Annotated in this window: 17 protein-coding genes and 1 tRNA gene; 4 read left to right on the forward strand and 14 right to left on the reverse strand. The window is 71.9% G+C overall.

Features of this window, described 5'->3' with window-relative positions; all coding sequences use genetic code 11:
- Positions 1-138: 138 nt before the first annotated feature.
- Positions 139-2328, forward strand: coding sequence for a TRAP transporter permease (locus MOPEL_RS09010; RefSeq protein WP_009482586.1), 2190 nt, complete (start codon positions 139-141; stop codon positions 2326-2328).
- Positions 2325-3320, forward strand: a complete 996-nt coding sequence (locus MOPEL_RS09015; RefSeq protein WP_009482587.1) for a TAXI family TRAP transporter solute-binding subunit — start codon at positions 2325-2327, stop codon at positions 3318-3320. Before MOPEL_RS09010 ends, MOPEL_RS09015 begins: the two co-directional genes overlap by 4 nt.
- A gap of 101 nt (positions 3321-3421) precedes the next feature.
- Here the strand turns inward: MOPEL_RS09015 and MOPEL_RS09020 are convergent, their stop codons facing one another.
- The 5 genes from MOPEL_RS09020 to rsmI all read right to left on the reverse strand — a co-directional run bounded on the left by MOPEL_RS09020 (position 3422) and on the right by rsmI (position 9417).
- On the reverse strand, positions 3422-4174 hold the full coding sequence (locus MOPEL_RS09020) for a succinate dehydrogenase/fumarate reductase iron-sulfur subunit (RefSeq protein ID WP_009482588.1): 753 nt from the start codon (positions 4172-4174) through the stop codon (positions 3422-3424).
- Positions 4171-6183: a fumarate reductase/succinate dehydrogenase flavoprotein subunit gene (locus MOPEL_RS09025; RefSeq protein ID WP_009482589.1), complete on the reverse strand. Its 2013-nt coding sequence runs from the start codon at positions 6181-6183 to the stop codon at positions 4171-4173. The genes MOPEL_RS09020 and MOPEL_RS09025 overlap by 4 nt, the downstream gene beginning before the upstream one ends.
- An 11-nt stretch (positions 6184-6194) precedes the next feature.
- The gene (locus MOPEL_RS09030) at positions 6195-6893 is read right to left on the reverse strand and encodes a succinate dehydrogenase cytochrome b subunit (RefSeq protein ID WP_040633730.1); all 699 of its coding nucleotides are present in this window, start codon (positions 6891-6893) and stop codon (positions 6195-6197) included.
- Between the two features lie 288 nt (positions 6894-7181).
- Positions 7182-8297 carry an alanine dehydrogenase gene (ald, locus tag MOPEL_RS09035; RefSeq protein WP_009482591.1) on the reverse strand — a complete coding sequence of 372 codons (1116 nt, stop codon included), beginning with the start codon at positions 8295-8297 and terminating at the stop codon, positions 7182-7184.
- A gap of 247 nt (positions 8298-8544) precedes the next feature.
- Positions 8545-9417 carry a 16S rRNA (cytidine(1402)-2'-O)-methyltransferase gene (rsmI, locus tag MOPEL_RS09040; RefSeq protein ID WP_051992275.1) on the reverse strand — a complete coding sequence of 291 codons (873 nt, stop codon included), beginning with the start codon at positions 9415-9417 and terminating at the stop codon, positions 8545-8547.
- Between the two features lie 101 nt (positions 9418-9518).
- Between rsmI and MOPEL_RS09045 the strand changes: the two genes are divergently transcribed.
- Positions 9519-11096, forward strand: a complete 1578-nt coding sequence (locus MOPEL_RS09045; protein ID WP_009482593.1) for a dolichyl-phosphate-mannose--protein mannosyltransferase — start codon at positions 9519-9521, stop codon at positions 11094-11096.
- An 85-nt stretch (positions 11097-11181) separates the two neighbouring features.
- Here the strand turns inward: MOPEL_RS09045 and MOPEL_RS09050 are convergent, their stop codons facing one another.
- The 9 genes from MOPEL_RS09050 to glp form a co-directional block, all read right to left on the reverse strand.
- Positions 11182-12750 carry a PH domain-containing protein gene (locus MOPEL_RS09050; RefSeq protein ID WP_009482594.1) on the reverse strand — a complete coding sequence of 523 codons (1569 nt, stop codon included), beginning with the start codon at positions 12748-12750 and terminating at the stop codon, positions 11182-11184.
- Positions 12747-13442 carry a PH domain-containing protein gene (locus tag MOPEL_RS18520; RefSeq protein ID WP_009482595.1) on the reverse strand — a complete coding sequence of 232 codons (696 nt, stop codon included), beginning with the start codon at positions 13440-13442 and terminating at the stop codon, positions 12747-12749. Before MOPEL_RS18520 ends, MOPEL_RS09050 begins: the two co-directional genes overlap by 4 nt.
- A 117-nt stretch (positions 13443-13559) precedes the next feature.
- Positions 13560-14222: an alpha/beta fold hydrolase gene (locus tag MOPEL_RS09060; RefSeq protein ID WP_009482596.1), complete on the reverse strand. Its 663-nt coding sequence runs from the start codon at positions 14220-14222 to the stop codon at positions 13560-13562.
- A gap of 103 nt (positions 14223-14325) precedes the next feature.
- Positions 14326-14401 (reverse strand) — tRNA-Ala (locus MOPEL_RS09065).
- Between the two features lie 93 nt (positions 14402-14494).
- Positions 14495-15415, reverse strand: a complete 921-nt coding sequence (locus tag MOPEL_RS09070) for a SepX/GlpR family protein (protein ID WP_009482597.1) — start codon at positions 15413-15415, stop codon at positions 14495-14497.
- A gap of 252 nt (positions 15416-15667) precedes the next feature.
- Complete coding sequence (locus tag MOPEL_RS09075; RefSeq protein WP_009482598.1) at positions 15668-16309, reverse strand: GNAT family N-acetyltransferase; 642 nt, start codon at positions 16307-16309, stop codon at positions 15668-15670.
- Positions 16309-16926, reverse strand: coding sequence for a MogA/MoaB family molybdenum cofactor biosynthesis protein (locus tag MOPEL_RS09080; protein WP_009482599.1), 618 nt, complete (start codon positions 16924-16926; stop codon positions 16309-16311). Before MOPEL_RS09080 ends, MOPEL_RS09075 begins: the two co-directional genes overlap by 1 nt.
- Complete coding sequence (moaC, locus tag MOPEL_RS09085; protein ID WP_051992276.1) at positions 16923-17441, reverse strand: cyclic pyranopterin monophosphate synthase MoaC; 519 nt, start codon at positions 17439-17441, stop codon at positions 16923-16925. The genes MOPEL_RS09080 and moaC overlap by 4 nt, the downstream gene beginning before the upstream one ends.
- Positions 17442-17494: 53 nt before the next feature.
- Positions 17495-18811 (reverse strand): molybdotransferase-like divisome protein Glp, encoded by a 1317-nt coding sequence (glp, locus tag MOPEL_RS09090; RefSeq protein WP_009482601.1) that lies wholly within the window; start codon positions 18809-18811, stop codon positions 17495-17497.
- A 175-nt stretch (positions 18812-18986) separates the two neighbouring features.
- Between glp and MOPEL_RS15985 the strand changes: the two genes are divergently transcribed.
- Positions 18987-19883 carry a 5-formyltetrahydrofolate cyclo-ligase gene (locus MOPEL_RS15985; protein ID WP_009482602.1) on the forward strand — a complete coding sequence of 299 codons (897 nt, stop codon included), beginning with the start codon at positions 18987-18989 and terminating at the stop codon, positions 19881-19883.
- Positions 19884-20026 lie beyond the last annotated feature (143 nt).

Below are 20026 nucleotides of genomic sequence, written 5' to 3' on the forward strand. Positions count from 1 at the left end.
CTCACCGTGACAGCGGGCCCCGACGACACCGGTCGTCGGGGCCCGCTCGTCGTGCGCCCCCGACCGCCCGACGGATCGGTGGGCTTTTCGCCCTCTCGCAATCGCCTACTGCCACGGCCGGATCGCTAGCGTGATCTGATGCCGGCGACCATTCCCCCGGACCGGGCCGACGGCACCACGCCGACGCACCCCGGTCGCATCGACACCGCATCCACCACGACCGCATCCGACGTGCCGACCACGCAGGACCACGTGCCGTCCGCTGACGAACTCATCGCCCAGTTCGACGAGGAACAGCCCGCACGACGGCTCCCACGATGCCTCGACCGCTTCGTGTTCGGATGGTGCCTGCTCGTCGCGATCCTCGTCGTGCGTCAGGTGTTCTTGCCGCTCCCGCAGGGCAGCCACTACTACCTCGTCGTCTTCCTCGGCGTCACACTCCCGCTCGTCTTCCTCGTCTACCGCGGGGATCCGCTCCTCCGCCGATCCGACGGACCGCGCGCGACGCCTACGGACGACCGCCCGTCGTGGCTCGACTGGGGCCTCGCCGTCCTCGCGGCCTTCGTCGCGCTCTACCCCGTGCTCCCCCTCCCCGCCGGCCCCCTCGGAGGCGGCGGATTCGGCGCCTTCCTGGGGCGGCAGGGATCTCTCCTCCCGCTCGACGTCGTCGCCGGTGCCCTTCTCCTCGTGCTCGTGCTCGAAGCCGCGAACCGCACGACAGGTTGGGTGCTGCCCACCGCAGCGCTCCTCTTCTTCGCCTACGCGTGGTTCGGCGGTTGGCTGCCCATGAGCTGGGACGTCGCCCACCAGGGCCTCGGCCTCTCGCAGATCGTCAACAGCCTCTTCAACGAGACGAGCGGATTCTTCGGCGTGCCGCTCGACGTCGCGGCCACCTACATCGTCCTCTTCACGATCTACGGCTCGGTGCTCCACCGCATCGGCGCCGGCGGGTTCTTCGTCGAGTTCAGCCTCGCGCTCTTCCGCCGCTCCGGCGCCGCCCCCGGACGTACGGTCGCCACCTCCGGGTTCCTCCTGGGAACCGTCTCCGGATCCGGCACCGCCACCGCCGTCACCCTCGGCTCGTTCGCCTGGCCGATACTCCGCCGCGCCGGCTACCCCGCCGAGGCCGCCGGTGGCATGCTCGCCGCCTCCGGCATCGGCGCCATCCTCTCCCCGCCGACGATGGGCGCCGCAGCGTTCATCATCGCCGAATACCTCAACGTCCCCTACATGCAGGTGCTCACGTGGGCCATCGTGCCCACGCTGCTCTACTACCTCGGGATCTTCCTCGCGGTCGAGATGGACGCGAAGCGATTCGGTGTCCACGAGGTCGACGTCCGCATCCCCCCGGCGTGGCACATCTTCCGTCGCTTCGGCTACCACTTCGTCAGCCTCGGCGTCATCGTCCTGTTCCTCGCCGTCGGCATCCCGCCGTTCAAGGCCGTCGTCTACGCCACCCTCGTCGCGCTCGCCTTCGGTCTCCTCGAGGTGCTCTTCACCGGCCACCTCCCCGGTTCCGTCCTCGACGAGGACACTCACGGCACCGAGCCGGGCGGAACCCGTGGCGGACTGGGCGAGTTCGCCGGCGTCATCCTCCGCGCCCTCTCCGACGGGGTTCGCACGGCCCTCCCCGTCATCGCCGTCTGCGCGGCGGCCGGCGTCATCACCTCCGCCATCGCCAAGACCGGCCTGGCCCAGGTCCTGTCGGAGTTCCTCGTCGCCATCGCCGACGCGATCGCACCGAACCCCACCGTGCTCCTCATCCTGAGTGCGGTCTTCTCCGCGGCCGCTATCCTCGTCCTCGGCCTCGCGGTCCCCGTGACGGCGTCCTTCATCCTCGCGTGGGTGGTCATCGGCCCCGCCCTCATCTCGCTCGGCGTCGCCCCGCCCGCGGTCGCGATGTTCATCTTCTACTACGCCGTCCTGTCGGAGGTCTCGCCCCCGACAGCCCTCGCAGCGGTGGCTGCCGCCGCCATCACCGGCGGAAAGGTCGTCGACACCATGTGGCAGGCCTGCAAGTACACCCTGCCCGCGTTCCTGGCCCCCATCGCCTTCGTCGTCACCCCCGCGGGAGCACACCTGCTCCTCGCCGGCGCGCCGGGCCCGGTCGTCGCCTCCGTCCTCGTGAGCATGGTCGCGGTGGCGTCTCTCGCAGTGGCGACAGGCGGATGGCTGCGCGGACCCGTCACCCGCATCGAACGGCTGGGATTCCTCCTCGCGGCGGTCTTCCTCCTCTACCTGCACCCGCTGAGCATCGGCATCGGGGGCGGGATCCTCCTCGTCTCCTGCGTGCTCCACGTCCACCGCACCCGAAAGGGCACACGATGAAGGTCAACATCCCCTGGGTCGTCGGGCTCACCATCGCGGCGCTCGGCGCCGCCGGTCTCGGCGGGCAAACGGCTCGCGTTCCCGGCTCCGACGCCGACCCGGCAAGCTGCGCCGCGGGCTCCGGACGCATCACCATCGCCACCGGCAACTCCACCGGCGTCTACTACGTCATGGGAGGGGCCCTCGCGCGCCTCGTCAACGGACACACCGACGTCCGCGCGGGTGCCGCCGAGACGGGGGCCTCCGTGCAGAACATCCGCCAACTCGTCGCGGGCGATTACGACGTGGCGTTCTCGTTGGCAGACGCCGCCGACGCGGCAGTCCGAGGCACGAGCCCCTTCGGGGAACCGCAGAAGATCCGCACCCTCGGGCGCATCTACCCGAACTACACCCAGATCGTCGTCCGGGCCGACTCCGGGATCCGTACCGTCGCCGACTTCAAGGGCAAGACCATCTCCACGGGCTCCCCCCTCTCCGGAACAGAGGCGATCGCGACGAAGCTCATCGACGCCGCAGGCCTCGACGAGTTGGACGTCAATCGTCAACGTCTCGACCTCACGAAGACCGTGGACGGGATGAAGGACGGTTCCATCGACGGCCTCGTCTGGTCGGGCGGACTCCCCACCTCGGCCCTCACCGACCTCTACACGACCCTGGGCTCCGAGGATCTCCGGATGATCGATCCCACGCCGCTGCTGCCCGAGATGAAGAAGAAGTCGGCCGTCTACGACACCGCGACGATCCCCAAGGCGACGTACGACCTGCCCGCCGACGTCCCCACGATCGCCGTCCCCAACGTCCTCCTCGTCAGGGACGACATGCCCGCCAACCTGGCGTGCGCCCTCACCACTCTCGTCTACGACAACAGGCAAGCGCTCGGCGCGGCACACCCAGCAGGCAAGGACATCCGCGTGGACGAGGCCGACCGAACCGCACCGATCCGCCTCCACCCCGGCTCGGAGCGCGCCCTCGCCGGGCTCACCTCTCGATGACCGTCGCGGGCACCCTCACCACGAAGACGAGGAGGGGCCCGCACACGAAACGGCCCGGACCCCCGCGAGGGAATCCGGGCCGTTCGCACGACCGGTGGGCGTCAGACCCGGCTGGGGGCCTTGCGCACGTCGGCGTTGAGGGTGGAGATGACATCCATCGGGATGTCCTTCGGGCAGGCCGCGGCGCAGGCGCCGATGTTCGTGCAGCCACCGAAGCCCTCGGCGTCGTGCGTGTTGATCATCGCGAGCGCACGCTGCCAGCGCTCCGGCTGACCCTGCGGAAGCTCACCGAGGTGGGTGACCTTCGCGCCGGTGAACAGCATCGCCGCCGCGTTCGGGCAGGCCGCCACGCACGCACCACAACCGATACAGGCCGCAGCCTCGAACGCCCGGTCGGCCTTGCTCTTCTGCACGGGCACCGCGTGCGCCTCGGGCGCAGCACCGGTGTTCGCGGAGATGAACCCGCCCGCCTGGATGATGCGGTCGAGCGCGCTGCGGTCGACGACCAGGTCCTTGATGACGGGGAACGCGCTCGCGCGCCACGGCTCGATCGTGATCGTGTCGCCGTCGTGGAAGGACCGCATGTGCAGCTGGCAGGTCGTCGTGTTGCCGCCCGTGCCGTCGTTGCCGTGCGGCTTGCCGTTGATGACGAGGCCACACTGACCGCAGATGCCTTCACGGCAGTCGCTGTCGAACGCGATCGGCTCCTCGCCGCGCTCGTTGAGCTCCTCGTTGAGGATGTCCAGCATCTCGAGGAAGGAGCTGTCCTCCGACACGTTGTCGAGCTGGTAGGTCTCGGCGTGGCCTTCCTCGAGCGGCCCGCGCTGACGCCAGATCTTGAGGGTGATGTTCACTTGTAGCTCCGCTGCTTCATCTCGATGAACTCGTACACGAGGTCTTCCTTGTGCAGGACCGGCGCTTCGTCGTCGCCTGCGAACTGCCAGGCAGCGACGTAGGCGTACTCGTCGTCGTGACGCAGCGCCTCCCCGTCCTCCGTCTGACTCTCGGCCCGGAAGTGACCGCCGCAGGACTCGCGACGGTGAAGGGCGTCGATGCACATGAGCTCGCCGAGCTCGAAGAAGTCGGCGACCCGGCCCGCACGCTCCAGGCTCTGGTTGAGGCCCTCGCCGGAACCCAACACGCGGACGTTGCTCCAGAACTCCTTCTTGAGCTCACGGATACGACCGATCGCGTGCTTGAGGCCCTCCTCGGTGCGCTCCATACCGCAGTACTCCCACATGATGTGGCCGAGCTCCTTGTGGTAGCTGTCGACCGAGCGGGTGCCGTTGCAGCCCAGGAAGTGCTCCATGCGGCGACGGACGTTCTCCGCGGCCTCGACGACCGCGGGGTGGTTCTCGTCGACGTGGGGGTAGGGGCCGCTGGCGAGGTAGTCACGGATCGTGTTCGGCAGCACGAAGTACCCGTCCGACAGACCCTGCATGAGGGCCGACGCACCGAGACGGTTGGCGCCGTGGTCGGAGAAGTTGGCCTCGCCGGCGACGAACAGACCCGGGATGGTCGACTGCAGGTCGTAGTCGACCCACAGGCCACCCATCGTGTAGTGCACGGCCGGGTAGATGCGCATCGGGACCTCGTACGGGTTCTCACCCGTGATGCGCTCGTACATGTCGAAGAGGTTGCCGTACTTGGCCGAGACGGCGTCCCGACCCATGCGGCCGATGGCCTCGGCGAAGTCGAGGTAGACACCACGACGCCCCTGACCCTCGATCTCCGGACCGACGCCGCGACCCTCGTCACACATGTTCTTCGCCTGACGGGAGGCGATGTCACGGGGCACGAGGTTGCCGAAGCTCGGGTAGATGCGCTCGAGGTAGTAGTCGCGGTCCTCCTCGGGGATCTGCCGCGGATCCTTGTCGCAGTCCTCCTTGCGCTTGGGCACCCAGATGCGCCCGTCGTTGCGGAGGGACTCGCTCATGAGGGTGAGCTTGGACTGCTGGTCGCCGTGCACCGGGATGCAGGTCGGGTGGATCTGCGTGTAGCAGGGGTTCGCGAAGTACGCGCCCTTGCGGTACGCACGCCACGTCGCGGTGACGTTGCAGCCCATCGCGTTCGTCGAGAGGAAGAACACGTTGCCGTACCCACCGGAGGCGAGGACGACGGCGTCGGCGAGGTGCGTCTCGATCTCACCGGTGACCATGTCACGGGCGACGATGCCGCGCGCCTGACCGTCGACGACGATGAGCTCGACCATCTCGTGGCGGGCGAACATCTCGACGGTGCCGGCCGCGATCTGCCGCTCGAGCGCCTGGTAGGCGCCGATGAGGAGCTGCTGACCCGTCTGGCCGCGGGCGTAGAAGGTACGGGAGACCTGGACGCCACCGAAGGAACGGTTGTCGAGGAGGCCGCCGTACTCGCGGGCGAAGGGCACACCCTGCGCGACGCACTGGTCGATGATCGCGGCGCTCACCTCGGCGAGGCGGTACACGTTCGTCTCGCGAGCGCGGTAGTCGCCACCCTTGACCGTGTCGTAGAAGAGACGGTAGATCGAATCGCCGTCCTCCTTGTAGTTCTTGGCGGCGTTGATGCCACCCTGCGCGGCGATGGAGTGCGCGCGACGCGGGCTGTCCTGGTAGCAGAACGCCTTGACGTTGTAGCCGGCCTCGCCGAGCGTGGCGGCGGCGGCGCCACCGGCCAGGCCGGTGCCGACGATGATGATCGAGAGCTTGCGGCGGTTGGCCGGGTTGACGAGCTTGGCGTCGAACTTGCGCTGGCTCCAACGGCCCTGGATCGGCCCCTGGGGCGCCTTCGTGTCGGCGATGGGCTCACCCTCGCGGTACAGCCCGTTGACGAGATCGCCGTCGCCTGCGGTGGAGGGGGTCTCCTCGGTATACGTGTGTGACATGTGCGGTCGCCTTACTTGATCATGCCGAGCTGGATGGCGAACGGCGGGATGAGGAACCCGATGACGACGAGGGCGGCGACGATCGTCGAGGCCGCCTTCGCCGTGCCGCGCGCCTTGGCGGTGTTGGTGAAGCCGAGGGTCTGGCAGGCACTCCACACGCCGTGGTGGAGGTGCAGGCCCAGGGCGATCATCGCGAGGACGTAGATGAGCGTCAGCCACGGGGTCTGGAACGCGGCGATCACCATGGCGGCCGGCGAGCTCACCGGCGCGGTGCCGACGTAGAACGAACGCAGCGTGAACTGGAGCAGGTGGAAGACGATGAACAGCAGGAGGGCGATGCCGCCCCAGCGCATCGTGCGCGAGGAGACCGGCGTGTGCATCGCGTCCTTGACGAGGTAACGGTTGCTGCGCGCGCTGTTCGCGCGGCCCCACAGCTTGAATGCCGAGTACACGTGCGCGACGACCGCGATGATCAACGTGATGCGGAAGATCCAGAGGAAGCCCGAGTAGGGCAGCATCGGCTCGCCCAGGACGCGGAGGTGGTGGGCGTAGGTGTCGAACTGCTCATGACCGGCGAGGATCTTGAGGTTGCCGTACATGTGCATGAGCACGAAGAGGACGAAGTACAGACCCGAGACGGCCATCATGATCTTGAGACCGATGGACGACCGAGCCGAACTCCGTTGCTTTGTCAGAGTCGTTGTAGCCACGAGCGAAGCCTGCCCTGTTCTGCGAGTCGAATGTGTGGGTCGTGCGCCCTCCACGCCGGGGCGGAGGGAGTCGCGCTGCGGCCGCTGCACGGTCGAGCACCGGCGCCAGCGTAATGCCCCTCCCGATCGTAGTGCGTGGGAGCGCGGGTCTGCGGACGTTGGTCCCCTGCGATTCCGTCACACCGCCGCGGCCCGCGGCGGGGAAGGTCCTGTCCGTGGAACGGAGAGCACACGTCGCCGCCGCCTCCGGCGGAGGTGCCGGAGACGGCGGCGACGGGAGATTCCCGCTCAGGCGAGCGCGTCCTCGACGGGGGTGTGCTCGAGACCGAAGGCCTCGGCGACGGCCCCGTAGGTGAGCATTCCCTCGTGCGTGTTGAGGCCCGGGACGAGCACCGGGTCCTCGGCCAGCGCCGCCCGCCAGCCGCGGTCCGCGAGCGCCACGGTGTAGGGCATCGTCGCGTTCGTGAGGGCGTACGTCGAGGTGTGGGGCACGGCCCCGGGCATGTTCGCCACGCAGTAGTAGGTGGAGTCGTGGACCGCGAAGGTCGGGTCGTCGTGCGTCGTGGGCCGGGAACCCTCGAAGCATCCGCCCTGGTCGATGGCGATGTCGACGAGGACCGATCCGGGCTTCATCCCGCCGACCATCTCGTCGGTGACGAGCTTGGGCGCCTTCGCGCCCGGGATGAGCACCGACCCGATGACGAGGTCGGCGTCCGCGACCTGCTCGGCGACCGTGAGCTTGTTGGAGGCGAGCTGGTGGATGCGGCCCGACCAACGCCAGAAGGTCTGCCGCAGCTTCTCGAGGTCGGTGTCGAGGATCGTGACGTCGGCGCCCATGCCGACGGCGATGTTCGCCGCGTTCTGGCCCGCGACGCCGCCGCCGAGGACGACGACCTTGGCGCTCGCAACGCCCCCGATGCCGCCCATGAGGACGCCGCGGCCGCCGTAGGCGCGCATGAGGTGGTGGGCCCCGACCTGCGGGGCGAGGCACCCGGCGACCTCGGACATCGGGTAGAGCAGCGGGAGCGTCCCGTTGGAGAGCTGGACGGTCTCGTACGCGATCGAGGTCGTCCCCGACTCGAGGAGCCGCTCCGTGAGGGGGCGGTCGGCGGCGAGGTGGAGGTAGGTGAAGAGGGTGAGGCCCTTGCGCAGGTACTGGTACTCCTGCTCGATGGGCTCCTTGACCTTGAGGATCATCTCGGTGTCGCCCCACACGTCGTCGACGGAGTCGACGACGGTCGCGCCCTGGGAGACGTAGGCCTCGTCGGGGATGGACGACCCGAGCCCGGCTCCCTTCTGTACGTGCACCTCGTGGCCGTGCTCGACGAGTTCGTGGACTCCCGCGGGAGTGATGGCCACGCGGTACTCGCGGTTCTTGACCTCTGTGGGGACACCGATCTTCATGGCACTCTCCTTCGATACTGCCCGGCCCGGAGCGACGCTGCTCCGGCGGCCCACGCGGTCTTGCCACGCGAACCGATGCGCCGACGCTAAACCCGCGCCCCGGGCGCGTCCCGGGGTTTGCAGGAAGTCGTCGCGGCTGTGCGCCGAACGGTCGTCGGGGCCTCTTCGGGGGGTGCCGGGGGCCGTGGTCGACACGGCGGATCGGTGCCGGCAGCAGGACCTCACGGCCCCGCGGGCGGCAGGCCGGTCAGCGGCGACGGGCGGCGACGGCGGCGTCGTAGAGCTGCGGGGCGGGGATGCCGCTCGGGCCCGCGACGGCCTTGCAGGCGTCCTTGAGTCGTTCCCCGGCCTCGACGCGGGCGAGGACGTCGGCGAGCGCAGCGTCGGGATCGACCGCCCGGCTGCTCGCACCCTCGACGACGATCGTGATCTCGCCACGCACCTCCCCCTCGGCCCATTCGACGAGTTCTCCGAGTTCGCCGCGGCGGACCTCCTCGTACGTCTTCGTGAGCTCCCGGCAGACCGAGGCACGACGGTCCTCGCCGAACGCCTCGGCCATGGAAGCGAGGGTGGCGGCGAGCCGGTGGGGCGCCTCGAAGAACACCATCGTGCGGCGTTCGTCGGCGACCTGCTCGAGGCGACGGCGGCGTTCGCCCGGCTTGCGGGGGCAGAACCCCTCGAAGCAGAACCGGTCGACCGGCAGACCGGAGAGGGCGAGCGCGACGAGCACCGCGCTGGGGCCGGGGAGGCACGTGACGGGCACGTCCGCCTCGACGCACGCGGTGACGAGCCGATAGCCGGGGTCGGAGACCGACGGCATCCCTGCATCGGTGACGAGGAGGGTCCGCTCCCCCGCCTGCATGAGGGCGACCAGCTCGGGGGTGAGTGACGCCTCGTTGTGCTCGTGGTAGGCGACGACTCGCCCGTGGAGCGGGATCTCGAGCATCGACGCGAGCTTCTTCACGCGCCGCGTGTCCTCCGCGGCGATGACGCTCGCCTGCTGGAGCGCGGCGACGAGTCGGAGGCTCGCGTCGAGCGGATCGCCGATGGGGGTGGCCGCGAGTGTCAGACCCGCCCCGGTCGTGCGGGAACGGGCGGGGGCGGTGGACGGGTCGGCCATGTCGTCGAGCGTAGCGAGGCCGGCCCCCGCGTCCGACACCGCGGGCGTGGCGCAGCCGCGGGCCGGCGCCGTCGTCGGTGGTCCCCCGTACGATGGCAGGCATGAGCGAGACCGACCGGTTGCGAGCGCGGCTGCTCGGCCATCGCCCTACCGACACCCTGGCCGGTTGGCTCGGCGCCCTCCTCGTCGCCGTGTTCGGCGGCGTGCTGCGCTTCTGGCGCCTCGGGCAGCCGAACACCCTCGTCTTCGACGAGACCTATTACGTCAAGCAGGGGTGGTCGCTGCTCACGCACGGGTACGAGGCCAAGGTGCGGCCGGAGGTGGCCGACGGCGTCGACCGCCTGTGGGCGGCGGGCACGCCCGACGTGTTCGGCACCGCGGCCGACTTCGTCGTCCACCCGCCGGTCGGCAAGTGGGTCATCGCCGCGGGCGAGCGTCTCCTCGGCGTGCAGGACCCGACGAGCTGGCGCCTCGGCGTCGCCGCCCTCGGCACCCTCTCGATCCTCATGCTCGCCCTCGCGGCGCGGCGCCTCTTCGGCTCGACGGTGCTCGGCCTGTCCGCGGGGCTGCTCCTCGCCGTTGACGGCCAGCACCTCGTCCACTCCCGCACCGGCCTGCTCGACATGTCGGTGATGTTCTTCGCGCTCGGCGGGTTCTGCGCGCTGCTCCTGGACCGCGACCGTTCGCGGGAGATCCTCGCCCGCCAGGTCGGCGGGCACCTCGACGCCGGCGGCAGCCCGTACGCCCCGGTGCTCCGCTACGGCCCGTGGCTCGGGCTCCACCCGTGGCGGTGGGTCGCGGCCGTCTCGCTCGGCCTGTGCATCGGCACGAAGTGGTCGGGGCTCTACTTCCTCGCCGTGTTCGGCCTCATGACGGTGTTCTGGGACATGGGCGCCCGCCGCGCCGCGGGGATCCGCGAGTGGTGGCGGGGCGCGATGCTCCGCGACGCCCCGCAGGCCGCCCTCACGCTCGTCGGCGGCGCGATCGCGACGTACGTCGCCACGTGGGCGGGCTGGTTCGCCACCTCCGGCGGGTGGAACCGCCAGTGGGCGGCGACGCACCCGGCGACCGGCCTCGCGCGCCTCGTGCCCGACCCGCTGCGGTCGCTCGTCGACTACCACGAGCGCATGTGGGTGTTCCACGTCGGGCTCTCGACGCCGCACACCTACCAGAGCAACCCATGGTCGTGGATGCTGCAGACGCGCCCGACGTCGTTCTTCTACGAGGGCCCCAAGGCCGGTCAGCAGGGCTGCACCGTCACCGAGTGCAGCCGGGCGATCCTCGACCTCGGCAACCCCGCGATCTGGTGGACGGCCACCCTGGCGCTGCCCGTGCTCCTCTTCATGTGGGCCGTCGCCCGCGACTGGCGTGCCGGCGCGATCCTCTCGGGGTTCGCCGCCGGGTACCTGCCGTGGTTCCTCTACCAGCAGCGCACGATCTTCACCTTCTACTCCGTGGCGTTCGTGCCGTGGGTCGTCCTCGCCGTCGTCTACCTGCTGTCGCTCGTCCTCGGCAGGCCCGACGACTCCGCGCGACGGCACCGCCTCGGGCTTCTCGGCTGGGCGGCGTTCTTGGTGCTCGCCATCGCCGTGTTCGCGTTCTTCTGGCCCATCTACGTCGGCGACGTCATCCCGCGCGACGACTGGTCGATGCGGATGTGGTTCCGCTCCTGGATCTGACGCGCCGCGCCGATCCCCATCCCGGCCCTCGGCCGCGTCCACGCGCTCACACCCCGTCGACACGCGTGCGCGAGGGGCAGGCACGTCAGGCGCGGTCCATGAACTGCTCGGCGAGGCCGGGTGTCGCACACCGCACGACGGCCTCGGCCTCGGCGAGCGGCACGTCTGGGATCCCGATCGAGTCGTCGCCGGCGGCGATCGTCGCGGCGAGGGTGACGAGCCCGAGGCGCCGTTGCATGAACGTCTCGTCGACGTTCCAGCCGATGATCGCGCTCGTACGGACGACGTCGGTCGTCTCGGGGAAGAGTCCGACACGGCTCACGAGGTGCCCGTCGACGACGGTGTGCCCGAGGCGCCGGTAGCGGGATTCGGCGAGGAACGGCGCGACGAGGACCGGCACCGCGGCGAGGGCGAGGAGCGCCGGGGCGAGCTCGAACCACCACACGGCGAGCACGGCGGGGACCGCGAGGAGCAGGCCTCCGGCGAGGGCGCGGGTGTGGCGGCGACGACGCGCACGCGGTCCGTGGGCGCGGAGCGTGGCCTGCCACGGCGTCTCCGCGCGGAGGACGTCGGCGACGACGCGCCGCACCTCCTCCAGCGGGGCGGGCGGCACGAGCATGTCCGAGGCGGAGCCCTGCTCGGTGGCGCCGCTCAGCCCGGTGACGAGGGCGGAGGCACGGGCACCACCGACGAGACGCAGGAGGAACGGCCGTTCGAGGCTCACCCCGCGCAGGCGTCGTTCCTCCATCGTCATGTGCCGCGTCGACAGGAGCCCCCGGCTGATGCCCAACGTGCCCCGCGGGTGCCGGGTGAGGCGGTAGCCCCAGAACCGGAGGACGTAGGAGACGAGCGCTGCGACGACGACGAGCGCGAGACCGAGCCCGACGCCCCCGACGACGAGCATCGTCGTCGTGAGTCCGAGGACGTGGTCGATCGCCGAGTGGCCGAGGTCGGACTCGACGATGCGTTCGCCGAGGTCGTCGAGGAACTGGGCGATGGCGCCGACACCGGCGAGCACCGTGACGAGACCGGTGAGGGTGAACGGCGCGAAGCGCACCCATGACGGGGAGAACACGGCGAGCGCCGTCTCCTCCGCTGGCGGAGGCGCCATGGGCCCCGGGGCCGCCCCGTCGGCGGGGGCTCCAGAGCCTGCGGCGTTCGGGCCCGGAGCCGCCTCGCCCCGTTCCTCACGGGCGACGTGGAGGAGCTGCGCCCGCAGCGCGTGCGCGTCGGCCGCGGCGAGGCCGGGGAGGACGAACGGGGTCTCGGTGCCGGTGCCGACCTTGACGGCGGCGAGCCCGAGGAGCCGTTGGAGGAGGGAGGCGGTGACGTCGACGGTGCGGATGCGGTCGAGACGTGCCGTGAGCGTCTTGCGGGACACGAGACCGCGCCGCAGGGTGAGCTGTTCGCGGGTGATGCGGTACTCGGTCGTGAACCATGCCCACACCCCGAGGACGGGAGGGAGGACGACGACCCAGAGGTTCGTCCACCACGGCGCCTCGCTCCCGGTGCCCCCGGCGACGAGGACGACGACGATGGCGGGCAGGAAGTGGCCGAATGCCTCGAGCGGCTGGACGACGAGCATCCGACGGTCGAGCCGCCGCCACGACGAGTCCGGCCGTGTCGTGTCGGCGACGATGCCGTCGGAGGTCATGTGGCGTCGCCACGCTCCTTCGCGGTGATGCGGGTGAGGTCCGAGACGAGGATATCGACCGTCCCCTTCTCCAACCCGGAGACCCGCAGAGGTCCCGCGGCGGAGGCGGTGGTGACGGTGAGGGTGCCGAGGCCGAAGAGCTGCTCGAGAGGACCGAACTCGCTGTCGACGGTCTGGATGCGCGAGATCGGCGCGATGCGTCGCTGCTGGAACAGCCAGCCGCTCTGGGTGTAGACGGCCGTGTCGGTGACCTCCCAGCGGTGGACGCGGTAGCGCCACCACGGCACGAGGAAGACCCCGAGCAGACCGAGGACGACGACGAGTCCCACCGCCGGGATCTGCCACGAACGGTGGGCGTCGTCGAGGACCATCCACACGACGACGGCGACGAGCGGGACGAGCCACAGGAGCATCGTCGTGAGTCGCCACATCGTCATCGCCCGGGGGCTCACCCGGTTGGCCGGGCGACGCAGCGTGAGTTCGCGGAGTTCGGCGTCGTCGAGATCGCGTGCAGGAGCGGCAGGTGTGGAGGCCGCGGAGGCGGCGCCGGGCCAGGACGCCCCCGGCGTCTCGGAGTGTGGCCGCTGACCGGGCCAACCGGGCACCTCGGGGGCGACCGAGCGGCGCCCACCCGCGCCGGGCCAGGAGTCGGGCGGGAGCGGCATGTCCGTCACCGGTGTCGACGAATCCATCGGGCCCTCCTGGTCGTTCACGGATGGGGCGCCGCGACGACGGCGCACCCCTCCAGCGTCGCACGCCTGGCCGGAACGCCGCAGCCGTCAGGGACGCGTGACGGATGCGTCCGCCGTTCACCGTCGGGGCGTGACCCCGATGAAGTCGTAGAGGGCCGCGTTGGACTCCTGCGGACGCTGCGTGTGCGGCGAGGCGCCCGCGCCGGGGACGACGCACGTACGGACGTCCGCTGCGGTGGCACGGGCGGTGAAGGCCTCTGCGGCCGCGCGGGCGGCACGGTCCTTCTCGCCGACGAGGAGGAGGACCCGGGACCGCAGCTCGGAGACCCGGCCCCAGAGGTCGGCATCGGCGATCTCGGCGAGGCCGTCGAGAGCCCGTCGTTTGTCGACACCCCGGGCGGCGAGCATCCGGCGTGGCACGAGAGAGGTGAGCCGCCGCTGGGTGCGGGCCCCGGCCGACGCGGCGAGGGCGGGACCGACGAGGACGAGGTCGACGGGCAGCTCCGGCCGGCTCGACGCGATCTCGAGGCAGACGAGGGCGCCCTCACCCACGCCGAAGCACGTCGTGCGCGGTGCGCCGGAGAGCTCGATCGTCATCGCGAGGTCGGCCGCGGCGGAGACGAGGTCGAACGTCTCCCCCTTGGCGCCCGGACGCGCACCTCGCAGCCACGGCGCCGTCCCTTGGAGGTCGTCGGGCATCGCCGCGACCTGGTCGGAGAAGTCGAGCGGGGTCGAGAGCAGCCCGTGCACGAACATGAGCATCGGCTTGGCGGTCGTCACCCGTGCGAGTCTAGGCGCGGCCGGGCCGGAGGCCCAGGGACGCGGAGGGGCCGGCAGTGTTCGGGGACGAAGAAACCCCGCCGGAAGTCCGGCGGGGTTTTTCTGGTGGAGCTGAGGGGATTCGAACCCCTGACCCCCTCGTTGCGAACGAGGTGCGCTACCAGCTGCGCCACAGCCCCTTGATGCGAGACATCACGATAGCACCTGCTCAGCGATGCTTCGAATCCGCAGCCGGGAGACGGCGGGTCACATCCGATGCCGGGCGGCGGAGGTCACTGCCCCGCGGCCCGCCCGTAGGCGAGGGCGTCGAGGTCCTCCCATTCTTCGTCCACGGGGACGGGGATCTCCTCGACCTCGAGCGGCGGGGGCAGGGGCCGCTCGGCGCGGGCCTTGAGCGTGTACGTGGGCGGGGGCACGGGCACGGGGGCCCAGGCCGCCTCGTCGAGCAGGTCGGCGTCCTCGGCCCGAGCGGCGACCCGCTGGGCGTACGCGTGTTCGGCCGTGATCGACGGCTCGACGACCCGCGCATAGTCGAACGGCACGTCCGCCTGAGCGGTGGTGAGGACGTCGGTCCCGGAATCCGCGTCCGTCGTCCCGCCGTGCCCGGTCGTGGTGGTGGCGGCGCCGGTGCGTCGGCGGGCCGGGGCGGCCGGCCGCGAGGGACGCGGGCCGCTGCGGCGGGCGGCCACGGCGTTGCGTCGCATGAGGACGAAGAGGAGCCCGGTGGTGGCCGTCCCCATGACGGGCGTCGACCAGGCGAGGTGACCGAGGATCGCGAACGCACCCGTGACGAGGGTGGTCACGAGGACGAGGAGGGTGACGGCGGCGAGGACACGCGCCCGGCGGAGACGGGCGGCGGCACGCTGCCGGTCGGCCAGGGCGGCGGCCCCACCCGTGCGAGCCGGGGCGACCGTGGCACCGGCCCTTGCGGCACGGGCCTCGATGGCGGCGCGGGACGGCTGCGGGCGGTGGAGGAGGACGGAGGACGTGCTGCGCATCGGCGCGCTGCTCGCCTCGAACGCCTCGGCGCTCTCGCGACGGACCGCGCGACGCTGGAGGACGCGCATCGAGGCGGAGAAGCGTTCCACCGTGCGGGCCGTGGCGAGGTACTCGCGGCGACGGCTGGTGTCGACGACGAGATAGGCAGCCCACACGGCGACGACGGCGACGAAGATCAGGCTGCTTGGCGACACACCCCAACCTTAGATACGTTCGCACGGTTCGGCTGGCCCCCGAGCGGGCGTGTCCCGAGAAAATCACATCCGTGTAAGTCCTCGCCCGGACCCCCGCGGTCGAACGTTCGTCCTGATGAACCGCCAGGCACGGGCCGAGGCGCCGTCCGAGGAGCCGCCCCCCGGGCCGCGCCGCGGACTCCGCAGGCGTCTCGCAACCGGTCTCGCCTGGCGGACATCCTCGGACCGGGTCGCCTCGGGCGGCCCGGCAGGTCAGACCCCCGTCGACTCCGGGGTCGCCGACTCCCCGCGGCGACGGGCGTTCCACGCGGCGACGAGCGACCCGCCGTCGAGGTCCTCCACGGTGAGCGCGAAGCAGCGGTGATCCCGCCATGCCCCGTCGATGTGGAGCAGACGCGTGTGCACGCCCTCGTCGCGGAACCCGAGCTTCTCGACGACGCGGAGGCTCGCCGCGTTCTCCGGGCGGATGTCGACCTCGACGCGGTGGAGGCCGAGGCCGTAGAAGGCGTGGTCGACGAGCGCGGCGAGGCAGAGGGGCGCGAGACCGCGACCCGCCATGTCCTCCGAGACCCAGTAGCCGGCGCTGCCGCTGCGCATCGACCCCCACGAGATGTTGAAGAGGTGCATCTGGCCGACGAGTCGGCCACCGACCTCGATGACGAACGGCTGCAACCGCCCCGCCTGCGCCTCGTGGTCGTACCTCCGCACGAGGGTGCGGAACCTCACCGGTCCGAGGTGATGCGGACTCGTCGCCTCCCACGGGGAGAGCCAGGCGCGGTTGCGGGCGCGCAGATCCTGCCACTCGGCACGGTCGCGGGGGCGGAGCGCGCGCATCTGCACGTCGGGCCCGTCGGCCTGACGGATGGTGAGCAGGCTCGGCCAGAGTCCCGCCATCAGTGGTCGCCCCCTCTCATCTGGTCGACGGAGTGCAGCACGACGGCCTCGAGCAGGTCGAGGGCGTCCTTCACTCCCCCGGTCGAACCGGGGAGGTTGACGAGCAGTGTGCCACCGGCGACCCCGGCGATCCCCCGCGACAGCATCGCCGTCGGGACGCCCTTCGCGACGCCCGCGGCACGGATCGCCTCGGCGATCCCGGGGACCTCGACGTCGAGGAGGGGGCGGGTGACCTCGGGGGTGCGGTCGTCGGGACGCAGGCCGGTGCCGCCCGTCGTGAGGAGGACGTCGGGAGCCGCGGCGAGCGCGATGTGGAGGGCCGCCGCGGTGGCCACACCGTCGGGGACGACGACCGCGTCGGGGGTGTCGAAGCCCCATGCCCGGAGTCGCTCGACGACGATCGCACCCGAACGGTCGGTGTAGATCCCGGCCGCGGCGCGCGTCGACGCCGTGACGACGAGGGCGCGTCTCGGGGCGCGGGCACCATCCTCGGGGCCTACCACGGTGGGGTCGGAGGCAGGCTCCGAGTGGTCCACGGACGCCGCCGGGTGATCGGGGGCCGCTGCAGGGGTGGCCGCCGGGGCGGCCGGGTCGCCGGGGGCGATCGCGTCGGTCATACGCCCTCCCGCCAGTGTCCGGAGCGGCCGCCGGACTTGGCGGTGACGCGCACGTCGGTGATGCGGGCGTGCTTGTCGACGGCCTTGATCATGTCGACGAGGGCGAGCGCGGCGACGCTCACGCAGGTGAGGGCCTCCATCTCGATGCCGGTGCGGTCGGCGGTGCGCACGGTCGCAGTGATCTCGACGCCCTCGTCGACGACGTCGAGATCGACGGCGACGGCGTGGATCGCGACGGGGTGTGCGAGCGGCACGAGGTCGGGGGTGCGCTTGGCGGCCTGGATGCCCGCGATGCGCGCGACGGCGAGGGCGTCGCCCTTGGGCACGGTGCCGTCGCGGAGCGCCGCGACCGCCTCGCCCGAGAGGAGGACCCGACCTGCGGCACTCGCCTCGCGGGCGGTGACGGCCTTGGCGCTCACGTCGACCATGTGCGCGGTGCCGTCGGCCCGCACGTGAGTGAGCCGCGGGGGCGTCTGCGTGGCCGCCCTCTCGGGCGCCTGCGTGGCGGGGGGCACGGGATCGAGAGGTGAGGCGAGGTGCTGCGGGTGCTGCGGGGCGTTCGGAGTGCTCACCCGGCCGATCCTGCCGCAGCAACGGCGGCGGCGCCGAACCAGGGGCGTCCGGCGGTCTCCCCCGCGGTGGCGGCGTGGGTGCGGTCGCCGGGGTTCGTGCCGTCGAGACCGAGGACGAGGAGCTCGTCGCCCGCCTCGACCTGCGCGACGTCCGGCGGGACGACAGCGAGGGCGTGCGCCTCGGCGAGGCTGCCGAGGACGTGGGAACCCTGCCCGCCCGCGAGACGCACCCGCAACGGTTCGGCGTCGTGAGAGGTGACGACGACCCGCGCGAACTGCGTCTTCGCCGCCGGCGAGCGGAACCCCTCCTCGACCCGGGCGACGACCGGCGCCGACTCGAACGGGGCCCGCCCCGCCATGCGCCGCAGCGCGGGCGCGACGAACACCTCGAACGAGACGAGCGAACTCACGGGGTTGCCGGGCAGCGTGAAGACGGGGATCTCCTCCTCGCCGAGGACGCCGAAGCCCTGGGGCTTGCCCGGCTGCATCGCGACGCGGTCGAACTGCACCGTGCCGAGCTGGGAGAGGACGGCCTTGACCGCGTCGTAGGCGCCCATGCTCACCCCGCCCGTCGTGACGATCGCGTCGACGCGGGAGAGCTGCTGGCGGAGGACACGGGCGACCGTCTCTGGCTCGTCGGCGACCCCGCCGATGCGACTCGCGACGACGCCGAGGTCACGCGCGGCCGCGGCGAGCATCGGGCCGTTGCTGTCGACGACCTCACCGAAACCGGGAACGGATCCGGGCGCGATGAGCTCGTCACCGGTGCTCACGACGACGACCCGCGGCAGCGGCACGACGAGGGCGTCGCCGTGGCCGACGGCGGCCGCGAGCGCGAGCTGGCGCGGCCCGAGGCGGGTCCCGGCGCGGAGGACGACCTGCCCCTGCCGCACGTCCTCGCCCTGGGGACGGATGTGGGCGCCGTGACCCGGCCCCTGGTAGATCGTCACGCGCTCGACGCCCGCATCGGTCTGCTCGACGGGGACGACGGCGTCGGCCCCCTCGGGCACCGGTGCGCCGGTCATGATGCGGAACGCGTGCCCCGGACGCAGACGACGACGCGTCGTGTCGCCCGCGGCGATGTCGCCGTCGACGGGCAGACGCACGGGGAACTTCTCGGTCGCCCGCTCCGTGTCGGAGGCGAGGAGGACGTACCCGTCCATCGCGGAGTTGTCGAAACCCGGCAGCGACACGCGGCTGCGGAGGTCCTCGGCGAGGACGCACCCCTGCGCGTTGTCGAGCGAACGACGTGTCGGCGGCAGCACGCCCACCGTCGAGAGGATGCGGGAGAGATGCTCCTCGACCCCGATCACGACGCCACCCCTCGACCATCGGCGCCCGTCGCGCGCACGTCACTCACCCTGTCCGACCTCATGGAACGACGATAACGGCAACCTCCCTCTCCCCCGGCGCGCTCGTCGATGCCCGCCCGGGAGGACCCGGACGAACCGGGCGGCGCGGGCGCTCCGTCTCGGCGACACTGAGGGCATGAGCGAGGAGACGAACACCGTCGGATCCACGACGGACGAGGTCGACGTCACGGCCGAGAAGAAGGACGTGCGGCGACGGATCCGCGCCGCGCGTACCGCCCGGCGCCGCGAGCAGGGCCCGGAGGCCCGCGCGGAGGAGGCCGAGGCGATCGCGGCAGCGGTCCTCGCCCACCTCGACGCCTGCCCCGAGGCCGGCGCGGCAGGCTGGGGCACGCCCGGCGCGACGATCGCCGCGTTCCGCTCCACCCCGAGCGAGCCCGACACCTCCGTCCTCCTCGACACCCTCCTGCAGCGCGGCGTACGCGTCCTCGTCCCCCGCACCCGCGACGACCTCGCCCTCGACTGGCACGAACTCCTCCCGCCCGGACGACGTCCCGCGGGCGAGGCGGGCGGGTCCACCGCGGTTCCCGACGCCCCCGCGGTGGCGCCTGCTGGGACAGCCGTCTCGGCCCCCACCCCGTCGCCCGGCACGCCGCCGGAGGCGATCGCCGCCGAGACACCTGCCGCGGCCCCCGCGACGACCCCCGCAACGGCCCCCACAGGATCGCGCACCGACGGAGAGGCGCCGGGCGCGGCCAGCCGTGCCGACGGCCGCGCCGAGCTCCCCGCCGACGACGGCACCGCCGACGAGGGCCCGGCGCTCGGGCTGGACGCCGTCGGCGACATCACCGCGATGATCCTCCCCGGCATCGCCGTCGACCGGTGCGGACGCCGCCTCGGGCAGGGCGGCGGCTGCTACGACCGCACGCTGCCGCGGATGCGTCCCGACACGTGCCACGCCGTCCTCCTCTTCGACGACGAGGTCGTCGACGCGGTGCCGTTCTCCGGGTACGACCGTCCCGTCCCCGCCGTCGTCACCCCCGGCGGTGGGTGGCGTCGCCTCGGGGACGCCTGAGCACCTCTCGCGAGGCCCGGCGCACGGCCCGGCGCGCGGCCGTCGCGAGCGTCGGGGCGAGGCGTCGGGGCGACCGGCGTCGGCCGGGGCAGGACGGGGGCGCGGCAGACGCCGGGAATGCCCGGCCCGCCGCCGCCCTTACA

The organism is Mobilicoccus pelagius NBRC 104925, assembly GCF_000247995.1.
GTDB lineage: Bacteria > Actinomycetota > Actinomycetes > Actinomycetales > Dermatophilaceae > Mobilicoccus > Mobilicoccus pelagius.